General features: G+C 41.4%; 13 protein-coding genes. All 13 read left to right on the top strand.

All coding sequences use genetic code 11. The annotated features are described in order from the left end of the window. Positions 1-139 precede the first annotated feature (139 nt). Positions 140-1,333 carry a BaiN/RdsA family NAD(P)/FAD-dependent oxidoreductase gene (locus C8D97_RS04145; RefSeq protein ID WP_109762261.1) on the top strand — a complete coding sequence of 398 codons (1,194 nt, stop codon included), beginning with the start codon at positions 140-142 and terminating at the stop codon, positions 1,331-1,333. Positions 1,334-1,453: 120 nt separating this feature from the next. Then, positions 1,454-2,812 carry a S1C family serine protease gene (locus C8D97_RS04140; RefSeq protein WP_109762259.1) on the top strand — a complete coding sequence of 453 codons (1,359 nt, stop codon included), beginning with the start codon at positions 1,454-1,456 and terminating at the stop codon, positions 2,810-2,812. After that, positions 2,809-3,813, top strand: a complete 1,005-nt coding sequence (locus C8D97_RS04135) for an FHA domain-containing protein (protein WP_109762257.1) — start codon at positions 2,809-2,811, stop codon at positions 3,811-3,813. The genes C8D97_RS04140 and C8D97_RS04135 overlap by 4 nt, the downstream gene beginning before the upstream one ends. Before the next feature lie 237 nt (positions 3,814-4,050). Further along, a complete protein-coding gene (locus C8D97_RS04130; RefSeq protein WP_109762255.1) occupies positions 4,051-6,672 on the top strand; it encodes a serine/threonine-protein kinase in 2,622 nt (873 codons plus the stop codon). Positions 6,673-6,706: 34 nt separating this feature from the next. Further along, positions 6,707-8,614 carry a tetratricopeptide repeat protein gene (locus C8D97_RS04125; RefSeq protein ID WP_109762253.1) on the top strand — a complete coding sequence of 636 codons (1,908 nt, stop codon included), beginning with the start codon at positions 6,707-6,709 and terminating at the stop codon, positions 8,612-8,614. 136 nt (positions 8,615-8,750) lie between these two features. Beyond that, positions 8,751-10,112, top strand: coding sequence for a hypothetical protein (locus C8D97_RS04120; protein ID WP_109762251.1), 1,362 nt, complete (start codon positions 8,751-8,753; stop codon positions 10,110-10,112). Between the two features lie 438 nt (positions 10,113-10,550). Then, positions 10,551-11,039, top strand: a complete 489-nt coding sequence (locus C8D97_RS18415) for a DUF7683 domain-containing protein (protein ID WP_245411392.1) — start codon at positions 10,551-10,553, stop codon at positions 11,037-11,039. Positions 11,040-11,109: 70 nt separating this feature from the next. Next, positions 11,110-11,418, top strand: coding sequence for a hypothetical protein (locus tag C8D97_RS04110; RefSeq protein ID WP_109762249.1), 309 nt, complete (start codon positions 11,110-11,112; stop codon positions 11,416-11,418). A gap of 71 nt (positions 11,419-11,489) precedes the next feature. Further along, positions 11,490-12,014 carry an AAA family ATPase gene (locus tag C8D97_RS04105; RefSeq protein ID WP_109762247.1) on the top strand — a complete coding sequence of 175 codons (525 nt, stop codon included), beginning with the start codon at positions 11,490-11,492 and terminating at the stop codon, positions 12,012-12,014. A gap of 26 nt (positions 12,015-12,040) precedes the next feature. Then, a complete protein-coding gene (locus tag C8D97_RS04100) occupies positions 12,041-12,499 on the top strand; it encodes a GNAT family N-acetyltransferase (protein WP_109762245.1) in 459 nt (152 codons plus the stop codon). A 90-nt stretch (positions 12,500-12,589) separates the two neighbouring features. After that, positions 12,590-12,937, top strand: a complete 348-nt coding sequence (locus tag C8D97_RS04095; RefSeq protein ID WP_109762243.1) for a VOC family protein — start codon at positions 12,590-12,592, stop codon at positions 12,935-12,937. A 60-nt stretch (positions 12,938-12,997) separates the two neighbouring features. Next, positions 12,998-14,065, top strand: a complete 1,068-nt coding sequence (locus C8D97_RS04090; protein ID WP_109762241.1) for a serine hydrolase domain-containing protein — start codon at positions 12,998-13,000, stop codon at positions 14,063-14,065. A gap of 75 nt (positions 14,066-14,140) precedes the next feature. After that, positions 14,141-14,887, top strand: coding sequence for an alpha/beta hydrolase (locus C8D97_RS04085; RefSeq protein ID WP_109762239.1), 747 nt, complete (start codon positions 14,141-14,143; stop codon positions 14,885-14,887). Positions 14,888-15,037: the final 150 nt, after the last annotated feature.

Here is a 15,037-nt window from a genome sequence, read left to right as displayed (position 1 = left end):
TAAGTGATTTTAAAACGCCATATTTCAGAATAAATGTATTAGAAAAGTCGTTAGTCGAGTTAGATTGATAAGCCGATCACTTGTGACACCCTTGGGTTTGATTTATTCTCCACGCCTTAGTTGTTAATCAGTTGTTTCAATGAAAAACTACGATGTCATTATAATTGGTGCCGGCGCAGCGGGATTGATGTGCGCAATCACAGCCGCAAAACGCAATAAATCGGTGTTGCTGGTTGAGCACGCCCGAAAAGTGGGCCGAAAAATTCTTATGTCGGGCGGTGGACGTTGCAACTTTACCAATATGTACACCGAGCCTGAGAACTTTCTATCGGCGAACCCTCATTTTTGCAAATCGGCGCTAAGCCAATACACCCAGTGGGATTTTATCGACTTGGTGAATCAGCACGGTGTGGCTTACCATGAAAAAACACTGGGTCAGTTGTTTTGTGATAACAGTTCGAAAGACATTGTTCAATTGTTGCTCAAAGAGTGCCATCAGCATAACGTCATTATTGAGTTGGAGTCGAAAGTTACAGCGCTCGAAGCGATGCCATCGGGCTTTTCCGTCTCAGTAAACCAGCGTTCTTTATCGGCCGGAGCAGTTGTGGTTGCCACAGGAGGCCTTAGTATTCCATCAATGGGTCCACACGGATTTGGTTATCAGATAGCCGAGCAATTTGGTCTTCCGGTGTTACCGACTTCAGCAGCGCTGGTGCCATTTGTGATGAATTCCCGATGGCAAAAACAGTCCGCAGAGTTATCCGGTAACAGCTTTGATGCCATTGCCTCTAATCATGCCCAGAGTTTTAAAGAAGCGGTGTTGCTCACGCACAAAGGGCTTAGTGGGCCTGCCATTTTGCAGATCTCGTCCTATTGGCAGCCCGGTGAAAGTATCACTCTTAATTTAGCCCCAGAGATGGATTTGGCCAGTTGGTTAAAACAACAAAAGCAACAGATGGCCAAGTCTCAGCTAAAAACCGTGTTGTCCCAGTTATTCAGTAAACGGCTGGCGGCTCATATGGTGACAAGCTGGTTGAAGTTAAATACAGACGATAATAAAGTCATGGCTGAACTGGGTGATAAAGAGCTGGAAGCCATTGGCAATACACTGAATAATTTTACAGTGTATCCTGAGGCTACCGAAGGGTATAAAACAGCAGAAGTGACACTGGGTGGGATCGATACTCACTCCTTGTCATCGAAAACCATGATGTGCAACGATATTCCCGGTTTGTTTTTTATTGGTGAAGCGGTGGATGTTACCGGTCATCTGGGTGGATATAATTTTCAATGGGCCTGGTCATCTGGCTGGGTCGCCGGGCAAAATGTGTAGTAGCGCATTGTTATTATTTAGCTTGCAGCTCTCTTAAATGCTGCACTTGATGATACAGTGTTAAATACAAGCGGCAATTCTTTTGCTTAACAAAGATAAGTTTAATTTAGGACCTAGGTGTTGAGACAATTACAACGTGAACTATCATTTTTAACGCAACGGTTTCAAAAGTTGTGTCCGCTGTCCTTTCAGCAAGTTGCTCAGCAGTTATGTCGTTTACAATTGCGACGATTGACGGGCGGCTTGTTATTAATGGCTTTGGTTTCTTCAAATGGATTATTGGCTCAGTCGACTCAGGATGCCAGTCAGTTATTTCAAAGTTATCAGGATCGTTTATTTCAAATTAGAACCATCGATATTGCTTCGGGCAGTAAAGCATCCATAGGGTCTGGTTTTGCCATAGATAGCGAAGGAACTATCGCTACCAATTATCATGTGGTGTCTAAATACATTTTGCACCCTGATGAGTATTATCTTGAAGCCTTAACATTTGATAAGAAAAAAATACCGATTGATGTGATCTCTATTGATGTGGTTAACGATCTGGCACTGGTTAAATTAGACAGTCCCATTTCAAAAGATTTTTTATCATTGGCTATCAGTGAGCCTCAAAAAGGCGAGCAAATATTTTCTCTCGGCAATCCGCGAGACTTGGGGATGACGGTAGTTCCGGGTACCTTTAATGGCCGCACGGCGCATTCCTATTATGGCCGAATTTTATTTTCGGGATCGGTTAATCCTGGCATGAGTGGCGGACCTGTTATTAATAATAAAGGGGAGGTGATAGGGGTTAATGTCGCTACCTCGGGTAATCAAATCAGTTTTCTGGTGCCGCTTGATAAGTTAAAGCAATTACTTGAAACCGGAAAATCTTCAGAAGAAAGCTTATCGGAACAGGCTTACGATCAATTAAAAACCAATCAAAACTTATTAATGCAGCGACTGTTTGAAGGTCAGTGGCAACCCATGGCATTAGGTGATGCACAGGTTATTGGCGAGTTGACGGGATTTATCAGTTGTTGGGGTGAGTCGAATAAACGCCGCGAAGAACAGTTTAATGAAGTGTATCGACGCTGTAAGAACTCCGAGTATATTTATATCGCACCCGATTTTTATACCGGGATTATTGAAATGGAATTTTTCTGGTATGAATCGGAAAAGTTATCCAACTGGCAGTTTTATAAAATGTTAAACGATTCTTTTGCCAGTGCCAGTGCTGGCAATATGGCCGGAGAAGAACATGTTACCGAGTTCTCATGCGATGATGAATTTGTTCAGTCGGATAATTCTAAGCACATCAGTAAAACCATTTATTGTGTTCGTGAATACAAGCAGTTTCCGGGTTTGTATGATGTTTTATTTTTATCCTCCACGGTGAACTTGCAACAAAAAGCATTAGTCAGTCACTACACCATTTCAGGTATCGAGCAAAAACAGGCGGAACAATTTCTTAAACGATTTATGGAGCAAGTACAATGAATCTGGTTGTTGAAGAAATAAATCGTTCCCGCAAAGTTTTGCAGCGTTATCGTTTTAAAGCACAATCAAAGATCACTATTGGCCGAGCACTGGATAACGATATTATATTAAGCGAGCCTCACGTTTCGCCTTACCATATGGAACTGGTATTAAATGACAATGGGCAATGGCAAATACATGATCTCGACAGTTGCAATGGTGTGCGTTCGCAGAGCCGAAAGAAAATTCCCGATGGCTCGATCATAGACTCAGGCGATACTTTATTATTGGGTCGAAGTTATATCAGTGTCTGGAATGAAGATCATCCGGTTGAAAAAGCCTGGCCATTGCACTCGGTGGAAGATGTGTTTCATACCATCAGCTCGCCGTGGATTTTAATGTCGTTAATTGGTGTATTTTTGTTTGCCGAATGGCAGTTTTCCGTGATGAATAATTATCGTGATTTGGCGACATCAAAACTGATTAATGAAATGGTCTATGAAATGTTGATCATTTTAGGTTGGGCGTCCGTCTGGTCATTGGGAGGAAGGGTTCTTCGCCATGAAAGCCGGTTTAACAGTCAGCTGGCCGTTACCTTATGTGCGGCCATGTTATTGCAATGGTTACCCATGCTGATGAAAATACTGGCTTACAATGGCCAGTATGGTCTCTGGTTAACGGAGATCCGTTATTTTATTAATGGCGCTATTTTTTCGATTTTATTGTGGAGTAACTTTTACCTGTCGTTGCCACAAAAACCGGGGATCCGGATCATCTGGTCAAACACGCTTGCCTGGGGTGTTGTACTAATCTATCTACTACCGCCAATATTTGATGCTCAACGATTCCGCGGCTATCCGCTTTATGACAGCTTATTGTTGCCGCCTTCGGTATTCTGGGCGGAGCCGGAGTCGCCAGAAGCCTTTCATGATCGGGCGACCAAGCTTTATGACAAACACAAACCGTCAGAAAAGGTAGAAAAGCCAGATAGCGCTAAACAGCAAGACAAGACTAGCGACTAGTGAACCGACTGGACGAGTCATAATGCCTATTAATGCCCCTAAGTGACGGCTCTGGGGCTTTTTCTTCTTTATTTAAGCTTTATCGCCGTTCTCTTTTTGATCAAATCTCTGCGGCTATAAACCATTTATAATTCAATTAGTTGCTATAACTTTGTAACAAGATCTATTATTATGAAGTGAATAATAGGTCGTTAAGCCGTATAAATAATGATAACTCGGGTATTGGGGTATTGGTGAGTGAGCGCAATTAGCATTCCTGGCTATAAAATAATAAAAACATTAGGTGTTGGCGGCCAGGCTACTGTTTATCTGGCCATTCAGGAAGGCTTTGAGCGCGAAATTGCGTTAAAGGTTATGTCGCCTGCGTTGGCGGCGGATCCGAGTTTTGGTGAGCGGTTTATCCGCGAAGCCAAAATTGTCGCAAAACTGCGTCATCCGGGCATTGTGACCGTTTTTGATGTTGGTGAGCACGATGGGTTTTACTACCTGGCGATGGAATACTTGCCCGAAACCGACCTCCGCTCGCGCATTACACAAGGCATAAAAGCCAAAGAAGCTCTTGTGGTGATCCAGAAAGTCGCCAAAGCGCTGCATTATGCTCACGATAAAGGTTACATCCACCGCGACGTAAAGTCTGAAAACATCTTGTTTCGAGATGACGGCGAGCCGGTATTAACAGACTTTGGTATCGCTAAAGCGTCCAACTCCTCGACTCAAATGACCCAGCAGGGCAAATTAATTGGCACGCCCCAGTATATGAGCCCTGAGCAGTGTCGCGGTCGAAAACTCGACGGCCGATCGGATATTTACAGTCTCGGCATTATTCTTTACGAAATGCTGACTCAAAAAGTTCCTTTTGATGGTGAAGATTCGGTTGCCGTTTGTTTGCAGCATGTGACTAAACCTATTCCAAGATTATCGGCACGGCAAAAACATTATCAGTGGTTGCTGGATCGGCTGTTGGCAAAAAAAGCGGAGGATCGATTTGATGATGGTGAAAAACTTGCCAGTGAGATAGATCGTTTTTTATCGGGTGATATCACACAATCCCAACACACCTCATCGGCCGAAATGCGTGCCAGTCGAGACGATGATCACACCGCTATTTTTGATCACGACGATGACATAGTGGCTGATGAACGAATATATTCAAATCAAAACCGCCGTGAATCGAAGAAAACCTCCCGTTGGCCCTGGGTAATCGGTGTTTTGGTGATTGCATCAGCCGCAGCCTACTATCAAAAAGCATTATGGTTGCCGAAAGCAACAGAACTGTACTTTCAGGTAACCGGTCAAACACAACCGTCTTCAACGCAAAAGCCATCCACTCCGTCATCGGCTGAAACAACACAAGCCGATAGTAATAAAACCAGCAAAGATGTTGTTGCAGAAACACAAACCAATCAATCGAACGATCAACAAAACGCCATATCCGATGCAGAGGAAGAGGCGAAACAAAAGCAAATTGCTCAGTTATTAATTGAAGCCGATACACTGGAGCCTCTAACCGATCTTGATCCGGCGCAAATAAGAAACTTGTTGCAGAATTATGTTCGTGTGTTGGTACTGGATGAAACCAATCAAAAAGCCATTGCTGGCAAACAAAACGCCATTGAAAGAGCGGCCAATTATGCAAAGGATGCATTAAATAACAATGATGAAGCCAGTTATCAACAGTATGTCTCGGTGATTGAAGCAACTGCACCAGAACATGCTGTATTAGCACCGTTGCAAAAACAATACGCACAGTTTAAACAGCAACAGGAAAATCAGGTTGCCGTCAGTGAAAAAGCAGCCCGCATTGATTCTTTGTTAAAACAGGCCGAACAGGCGATGCAAGAAAATCGTTTAACCACGCCAGAACAAACCAGTGCTTATCATTATTTTAACGCCGTACTAGCCCTCGATAGCCAAAACGAAATGGCATTACAGGGTTTAAATAATATAGAGCAAAAGTACACAAAGTTGGCTCAGCAAGCGCTGTTGAATAAAAACCCGGAATTAGCTTTAAGTAACATTAATAAACTCGAGTCTATCAGTGGTAAAAGCGAACAGCTGACGGAACTTAAAGATCAATACAAGCTGATTAAAAAGCAGGTGGATGAAGCGCGAAAAATTGCCGCCGTCGAACAGAAAAAAAAGCAGCAAGAAGCCGAACGACAAAAAATGCTGGCGGATCCATTGGTTCAATTAAAGCTTAATTCCAAGTTAAATTCAGCGCGCAGTGCCTACGCAGAAAATCGGCTTGTTGAGCCCGAAAGCGATAATGCATTGTCGAAATATAAAGAAGTATTGGCCATTGATCCTGATAACCAAAGAGCAAAAGAAGGCATTACTCTGGTTAACGATAAACTGTCTGGTTTGGTAAAGTCTGCCATACAGAATAATGACAAGCTTGCAGCAAACAGCTGGTTGTCTAAACTAAAACAGTACTTTCCTGACAGCGACAATATTCCACTGTTTACTCAGCAAATTTCAGAGTTAGATATAGAGCTACAGCCAGAACAATCCAACAGTGATACGCCTTCATCAAAATCATTATCGCCAGCAGAAACTGCAACACAAACTGATTCGATGACTGCAGATAATAATGATGATAAAACGGCTCAAGAAACTGGCAACACTGAACAAGGACAAGCGGTTCTCCAAAAGCCAGAACAGAGTGAGCCGGTTAACAATGATGCTAATAAGCAAGATTCTGAAAACACGAATTCTAAAAAGACCGACTCTAAAAAATCAGAGCCGGAAAAAACAGAACTTAAAAAGACAGATCCTGAGCAGAAAGCTCAAAAACCAAAACAAGCTAAAGATGATGACTCCGAACAAAAGCCCGAAGACGATGGTACGGATCAAAACTAGAATAAAACCACTGCTAACTTTATTGAGGTTTACTATGCCGCATAACAAGCGAAATATATTAGGTGCTATTTTATTATCTGTGTTAGTGGCTGGCTGCGGCCCGAAAAAGCCGGTTATAACGCAGCAACAGATTTCCGATGCACGCAATAATGGCACCTTGATTCAGCTTTATCAAAAAGTGCAGTCTGATCTGGCTGTTGCCAGTGGGTCATCAAAAACTTCGTTGCAAACATTATCGAATCAGATTGGTCGTCAGTTAGCTGCAGATTTACAAAGTGATATTTATCAAACATTGGAAGACAATCGACTGCCATCCCAGGTTGTTTCTCTATCATTAATTGACTCTTTGAAGCAGAAAGCCGAAGCCATGAAAAAATGGGACATGGCAAGGTATAATGAAACACGACAAAAACTGACGACAGAGTCAACCATGGCTCAAGATGCATTATCCAAGCAGTTGGTGGCTGTGAGTAAATTGCCGGTTGACGATAAAGTTAGACGCATTAATGCCATGAGCATAGCGGCGAACATTGCTGGTAAAGAAAGTCAGCATTATCAAAGTTACATCGCAGAAAAAGAACAAACCATTGTCAACTGGATGGTCGAGGCAGATGCTGCATTATCCAATCGAAAATACACTCATGCGGCGAGTTTTTTAAGAAAAGTACTAGGGCTTGATCCGGATAATGTTGAAGCCATGGAAAAACTGGCTATCTCTGAGCAGGAAGGTTTCGAAACATCTTTTCGAAAGGCACTTGAAGATTCTAAGCCCGAGCTGGCTCTCAGTGAGTTACGACGAATTGCCAAGTCACCATTATTCGAGCAGGTAAAACCAAGCTTAGCCAGCAGTATTCAATTGTTAAATGAATTTTTTATTAATAGAGCTTTACAAAACTCATCGCAAGGTGCATTAAAAGGCGCTTATAAAAACTTTTTAAAAGCTCGAGAAATTCGCTCAATAATGGGACAGCCACCGCAACATCAGGCTGAGCAAGATTATCTTAATAAACTGCTTAATTTCGCCGCCGTTAAACAATCGAATAACGAGTACGGTGAACAAATTGCTTATCTGGAAATTATAAATAAATTCAATCCTGAATTTCCAAAGCTTCAAACAACACTTCAACAGGCGAGAAAAAATATAGTTGAGTACGCCGCTACGTCCATGTTGGTACAGGATTTTTCACAAACGGGCACCCATCACAGTGCCGGTAAGTCAGTAGCAAAGCAGGTGTACAGCTGGGTGTTTGATAAAATGACCGGTGACGTGGCACTGGTTTCAGCAAAACAACTTTCCGAAGCCGATACGTCATCACCAGGACGACTGTTAACTCTTGAAGGGGATATTTTACAGGCAGGAGTTGATTCCGAGTCCAGTGACAGCAAAAAGACCATGCGTGTCACCACAGAAACAATTAAAAAACCAAATCCAGCTTATGCCGAATGGAAAGACGATAATTCAAAAGAACCTGCACCACCCGAGTTTTTAATTACCGAGAAAAAAGAAGATGTGACCTTTAGTACCACTCATGTTCGAAAGACCGGAATTTTATCCGTGAACTATCGATTAATTGATCAAAAGTCCGGTCAGGTTTTAATTAATGAATCAGCTCGTTCAAAACAGACGTTTGATGGTGAAGGTAATGAGGGTGTTAGCATTGGTGAGTTTAAACTTGAGTTTAAACGTCCCGAGTTGCCTTCTGATATCGAGATTATGGAAAAGCTGTCGAGTGCTGTCGCCACTGATATTGGTAATAAGCTAAATGAGTTATTGCAGCAGCCGGATAAACGTTACGAATCATTAGCGGATAAAGCTATCGATAATCGAAATTACGATCGAGCCACGGAATATTACGGCTATGCCACGGCGATACGGGGTATGAAATCTGAAGAGTTAACTTCACTTCGTGAAAAGCTCATCAATGTTGTGATTGCACACTAAGACAGTTGCTAATCTCAGGTTGTATATTCAACAGCCTGAGTATTAGTAAGTTTGCTGTTGAACAAACAATCTTGGCACTTAATCACAAAATAGAATAATTCACTGTGGTATCTTCCAGTGCTCAGGAGATTGAACCATGAAATGTATACTAGACACTACTGTAAACTTAAAACAGCTGATCACACCGGGCAGTGAAAAACTACTGATTTCTGTCAATGGACGGCCTTTGCTCGAGCAGCATTTTGAGGCCATGAGCCAGGCTGGCGTAACCTCTGTGTTTGTTTTACTTGAAGTAGAGTCGAGCGCCCGTGCAGGTATTGCTCGCACAGCCATGAAGTATGGCTACAACCCAACATTTCTTGAAGTTGACGCAGAGCGTATTGGCAACCGCAAAAGCATTATGGTGGCCGAGCCCTATATGAAAGAGGCTTTTATATATTGGCCCGTAAACCGGATTATGTCGGCAAGTATGATCAAGTCCATGGTTAAGCATCCTGTTACCAGTCATCAAGTCCTTTCCTTTGTGTATACCGGAAAAGAACACCCCCAAATTGATAAAAATAGCATTTTTAAAATTGACTACAGTCTGGTAGGTAATAACGGTAAATCGTCGAGTGAGTCGGCTCAAACGGCGGTGCGTTCTCAAGAGTCGCGCGCATCAACCGGTTATGATGTTGGTGTTTATAAGTGTGGCGCGATTATTTTTAAACTGATCGAAAAAGTGTCGCAAAATCGACCGCTTAGCTGGAACCGAATACAGGCTGCATTAACTCGAGCAGGGCGCGGTTTGGTGATTGCCAGTAAAAATGAAAGCTGGGTGGTTATTGAAAACAATCGAGATCTGGAAACACTGGAACAACTTCAAGCCTTGCAGACGGTGAATGAAATTGACCTGAATACCCTTGATAAACCGGTTCTCTGCAAAACTTATTCTCGTTTATTACCTAAGCTTGAAAATTTAAATTTCCTTAAAAGTCAGGGCGCTTTGCTTTGCTTATTAGGTATTTTTATTTCGTCATTGGCCATGGCAGCAGGCTATTGGTTACTTACCCTGCTTGGTGGAGCGCTAACGGCCGGCTTTATTTTACTCTATCCATTAATGGCTTTTATCAGTAAAGACAGTGCATTAACCACTAAGCTCGATCCCATTGTGCTGAGTATTATTCGCATACTGGCGATTTTAATGTTGAGCATCGCGAGTTTTAATGCCTTTGGCTTTGGCATCTGGATGATTGGTAGCCTGCTGTTGCTTGGTGCGGAAGGCTTTTTTGTCTGGCAGCCGGTTATTATTAGCGAGCCAAAAGTTGAGCAGATTGTTGGCAGTTATTTGATTCACGCGGGTTGGTTATTGCTTGCCGCCTGTTTTATTTTACCGACCTTATCGTTAATTATATTTGGCTTGTTATCGCTGGGTATTCTACTCACAAAAGGTCAGCAATATTTATTGGAAAAGAAAATTGAAAAAGAAGAGATGGAGCAAACTGAAGACAGCGAATAAATAAAAAGTAAAGAGCGTAATAATCAAGAAGTGTACAGGAATATAATTAGTTAAACTGGAAAGTTTACATCACACAATTGTCATTCGATAACGCTCTAGCTTTTCACTAAAGTGTAGGTTCAAGTTCTTTCAACGTTTTCTAAAGGGCGCTACCGCACTTGAATATTGCAGCGTACTTATTCTGTTCCTGACTAAACACATAAACTTAGCTTTTTTGTATTTACGACGCTTTGAATCTGTAAGCTATTGATTTAGAAGGGGGTTGAAAAGTGAGTCAGGGTTTATAGGCAGCAAAGCTAAGGAGTTACAGCGTTGACTTCTTAACAGAGTTAGGTGAGTATCTGAAAACAATAAACAACTCAGTAAAATATAAACAAATGTTTGAATTTAATTGTGATTTACTGAATACAATCAGTTGTTGAAAACTAAGCAACAAGAATGTACAGGCGGCAATTCATACAAGTACTGGCTTATGCCTTGGCACTTCCCTTCTTTGGTTGCCTCTTTATCGGCGTGATCAAAGGCCTGGAGTATGGAAGTTATTGGATTGGTTTTAGGGTGTGGTTGTTCTGTTTCTTAGTTACCGCCCCAATATTCCTATGGGTTTATCGCTCGCGACTGAAATCACTCGCAAGAGGAAACCAGACGTTATATGGCAACAACATGATCGATATGGAGTTTAAAGTTAGGAGATACATCTCTGAGTTTTCAGAAGAGACGGATGAGTTAATTGCCGAGTATGACCTTGGGTCTTTTGAGCTAAAGGAATTCCAAATAGAGTTCGGTGAACCAAACAGTGAAAGCCCAATGTTTGATTGCTATCCAATAAAAGAGTGCAATGTTGAATTTCTCGCCAAGTATCTGGAAAAAGAGCCGGAATGGGATTTTGTTCATAAAGCTTACTTTTTAGAAGCTCATGCGATATAACAAGGCCATTAAATTCGCTCCCTTCGGTCGCGCGACGCTACTAGCGTCGCGCGGTTTATAGCGGCGTTAAATGTACCAGCAGGTGAATAGCATTGACCTAAAGCCAACAGCAATAATGATTTCTGTATGCCTCCTAATTGGTTTTGGCATCCAGTACTTCACGGGGTTTAACTGGCTAACGGCAACGTTACTTGTAATGATCGCTGTTTTAGTTAATGGTCTCATCATATTCAATGATGAGCTTGATAAAGGTGGCTTTGATTATAAAGAAGGGGTAACTGATACACCTGAAGCTAAAACTGAGCAAAGTAAAGCCAACAAAATTCAGGTAGTAATAATTGTTCTGCTTATAATAGGTGCGGTGTGGTCATACATTTAACAAGTCAATTAACTTCGCCACAACGCTTCCGGTTATTGAGTCGTTATGTCTAAATCGAGAACGGAGAATCTGTGAGAAAAATAATTGTTTTTGGGAACTCGGGTTCAGGAAAGTCTACATTGGCAAAAGAACTTCGAGATGAAGGATTAGCCCACCTCGATTTAGATATCCTGGCCTGGCTTCCGTCGGATCCGCCCAAACGGCAACCGATAGAGCAGGCGCATGAACAGATTCAGACTTTCATTAGCAAAAGTAATGAGTGGGTTGTGGAGGGCTGCTACGCGGATTTACTCGAGTTGGTGAAGCCGTTCGCAAACGAAGCGATTTTTATGAATCTATCAACCCAACTCTGCCAGGAAAATGCGAGGAACAGGCCATGGGAACCTCATAAATACGAATCCAAAGAAGCACAAGATGACAATCTGCCAATGCTACTCGATTGGATTGCGGGATATATGGAAAGAGACGACTCTCTTTCATACAGCGCACATAGCAACCTTTTTCAAGATTTTCTGGGCAAAAAGACAGAGATAACCAGCAATAAAGAAAGACATAACAAACCACTCAAAAGTGACGCTGAAAAGCGCGCGTTTTAGCTGGGCGTTAACTTAATAAGTCATTTATGAATATTCGAAAAGCACATGTTCAAGATGTAACAGAGATCCGCTCTTTAATTGTGCGAGCAGTAGAACCTGAAAGTAACCCTGATTTTGATGAAGAAGGTGTAAAGCTATTTTATAAACCGAATGAACTGCCAGCAATAAAGAGTAGAATTCTTGATGATAATTATTTGACCTTGTGTTTCATCAAAGATGACAGGATTGTAGGCATAATAACGATGCATGAGCATGAGAAACTCGATCAACTTTTTGTAGATCCTTCTTTTAGAAATATGGGGATATCTAGGGAATTATGGCTAGCCGCCAAAGAGCATTGTTTTAAAATGGGAAATAAGAGTGGATATTGGGTGAAATCGTCAACTGTAGCGATTCCCGTATACAAGTCGTTTGGTTTTCGACTAACTGATGTTCGTCAACAGAAAAATGGAATTACCTATTACCCAATGGTATTAGAGTTATGATCGTTAAAGTTAACAAGTTACAGCAAAATATCAGCACAAAAAACATGCAGAATTTTGAGCAAAGCGTTAGCTGTTTGTAAGGAGTCAACCATGAAGACAAGAGATATTCGTCCATTTATTCCAGTCAAGAATTTGACCCTATCTAAGTCATTTTACGAGGCATTGGGCTTCAAAAGCAATGACTCCACAAGTGAATTGACAATGATAAGCAATGATACATGTACGTTTTTTCTATACCCAAGCGATAATGCTAATCAAGAAAATAATTTCATGTTTCAACTGTCAGTCCCGAACATCGAAGACACACTTAGATCTATCGAGAATGTTGAAAGCTTAAACATAAAGTATGAGCCCATTAAAGAAGAGCGTTGGGGTAAAGTTATTTATATGTGGGGGCCATCTGGCGAAATGTGGCATATTACAGAACTGAACTGCTAACAAGTCACTTAAATTAGACGGCAGCTTAGCAGCCGCCGTTTCGTTCAAACGGTATGTGTAATGAAAAACTTGCAAGATATGGAACTATTATTGACTAGACTAGTTAACGTCCAAAGGGAATCCTCTGAGTTAATTGGTCTTGGTGCGGTAATTATTAAAAGTGGAGAGATAATTGGCCCTTCTGTAAGCGGTGAGCGTAAAAAAGGAAGTAAAGTTTCTTTGTCTGAAAAAGATCAGTGGCATATTGGTTCTGTTACAAAGTCATTTACGGCTACGATGATCGCTCGTTTGATCGAGAGGGGGAAGTTAGGCTGGAGTACATCTGTAAAGGAAGTGTATTCCGATATTAACTTGATTCATGTAGAGTGGCAAAATGTTACTTTAGAGCAACTACTCACACATACCTCTGGAGCTCCGTCTAACTTTTCATATTTTGACTCTTTCAAAAAACCTATTGAAGGTATAGATAGGTTTAATGCAAGGGAGCGTGCCGTTTTAAAGATATTGGGAAAGGTACCCAAAAACGCTCCAGGTACTACTTTCATGTATTCGAATATCGGATACACAATTGCTGGAGCTATGGCAGAAAAGGTGACTGGTGTATCGTGGGAGTCCCTCATCAGACAGGAGGTTTTTACTCCGCTAAAAATACATAGTGGTGGTTTTGGTCCGCCTCAAGATAAAGAAAAAAAACTCAGCCAACCTCAGGGGCATCACAATTTATTCGGTATTAAGTTTGCTGCAGGCACTCAAGATGATAACTCACCAATCATAGGGCCTGCAGGTTCGATACATTTATCCCTAGAGGACCTGGCGTTGTATGCAAACGAGCATCTTCTAGGAGCAAAAGGGAAAGGGACACTACTTACAAGAAAATCTTTTCAGCGCCTACACAATCCAATTATGGATAATTATGCATGCGGTTGGGTTGATGAGCTTCCGAAAGGATTAACTGCTGGCTCAGGGTTATGGCACAACGGCTCAAATAATTTGTGGTATGCACTGTTGGTTATCTTGCCGGATATTGATACGGTTATTGCAGTAACTTCTAATGATGGTTGTATTGAAAATGCTGATAAGTGTGCGTGGAAAATAATTGAACAACTTAGTAAAGAATTGACTGTATAACATAACAAGAGTTTGCAGCAATACTCGCAAGATCTTATTAATTACTGAAAAAAGTGTTCGGCTTTTAGGAGAGTCATGAAGTATCTACAAGGAATCGTAATTTTTATTGCGTGTTGGATGAACAGTGTAAATGCAGAAACTATCTACGATAAATCTAGAGATAGAGCCATTCCAATTGAAATCTCATTTCCAGGCGATATCGAAAAATGTACGACTAAAACAAAATGTCCAGTTGCTTTTCTGAGTGCTGGCTATGGCATATCTCATTTAAAATATACGTTTATTTCAAATCAATTTAATCAATTAGGATATTTAGTCATTGCTGTAGGACATGAGTTGCCTAATGACCCTGCTTTATCAGTTTCGGGTAATCTATTTGAAACACGAAGTGAAAACTGGAGTCGTGGAGCCCAAACATTAGACTTCTTAAAAAACGCAATGAGTGAGCGTTTCAATAAATACAACTTTGAAGCCCTAACGCTAATTGGTCACTCTAATGGCGGTGATATTTCAGCGTGGCTAGGTAATGAAGAGAAAGCTTATATTCGAAAAATTATAACGTTAGATCATAGGCGTGTACCGTTACCTAGAAATAAAAATATTCAAGTATTTTCTATTAGAGCTAGTGATTTTCCTGCTGATAGGGGTGTTTTACTAACAGATAAAGAGCAAGAAAAATTTAATGGGTGTATCGTAAAAATCCTCAAAGCGAAGCATAACGACATTGCTGATTTTGGCCCCTTATGGTTAAAGAAAAAAATTAACTTCCTAATAGAAAGCCAATTAAATGGGCAATCTTGTTCTGAGCTAAAGAAAGCCTAGCAAGCGTATAAAAATGACGTCAACCGTTTGACTGAGGAAATAACAGTTGAAATAACGGGACATATATGAACACCTCCCAGATTGCAAGGGTAAACAATGATGAGGTATTGGTTGCTGACATATATCCGGCTTTTCATTTGACTGACTTGT

The organism is Pleionea mediterranea (assembly GCF_003148745.1).
Classification (GTDB): Bacteria; Pseudomonadota; Gammaproteobacteria; order Enterobacterales; family Kangiellaceae; genus Pleionea; species Pleionea mediterranea.
Note: the sequence above shows the minus strand (reverse complement) of the source record. Positions and strands in the feature narration are given on the sequence as shown.

Coding starts and splice junctions, on each gene's coding strand:
- C8D97_RS04145 (WP_109762261.1), top strand. CDS start 140: ATGAAAAACTACGATGTCATTATAATTGGTGCCGGCGCAGCGGGATTG.
- C8D97_RS04135 (WP_109762257.1), top strand. CDS start 2,809: ATGAATCTGGTTGTTGAAGAAATAAATCGTTCCCGCAAAGTTTTGCAG.
- C8D97_RS04125 (WP_109762253.1), top strand. CDS start 6,707: ATGCCGCATAACAAGCGAAATATATTAGGTGCTATTTTATTATCTGTG.
- C8D97_RS04120 (WP_109762251.1), top strand. CDS start 8,751: ATGAAATGTATACTAGACACTACTGTAAACTTAAAACAGCTGATCACA.
- C8D97_RS18415 (WP_245411392.1), top strand. CDS start 10,551: ATGTACAGGCGGCAATTCATACAAGTACTGGCTTATGCCTTGGCACTT.
- C8D97_RS04110 (WP_109762249.1), top strand. CDS start 11,110: ATGTACCAGCAGGTGAATAGCATTGACCTAAAGCCAACAGCAATAATG.
- C8D97_RS04100 (WP_109762245.1), top strand. CDS start 12,041: ATGAATATTCGAAAAGCACATGTTCAAGATGTAACAGAGATCCGCTCT.
- C8D97_RS04095 (WP_109762243.1), top strand. CDS start 12,590: ATGAAGACAAGAGATATTCGTCCATTTATTCCAGTCAAGAATTTGACC.
- C8D97_RS04090 (WP_109762241.1), top strand. CDS start 12,998: ATGAAAAACTTGCAAGATATGGAACTATTATTGACTAGACTAGTTAAC.
- C8D97_RS04085 (WP_109762239.1), top strand. CDS start 14,141: ATGAAGTATCTACAAGGAATCGTAATTTTTATTGCGTGTTGGATGAAC.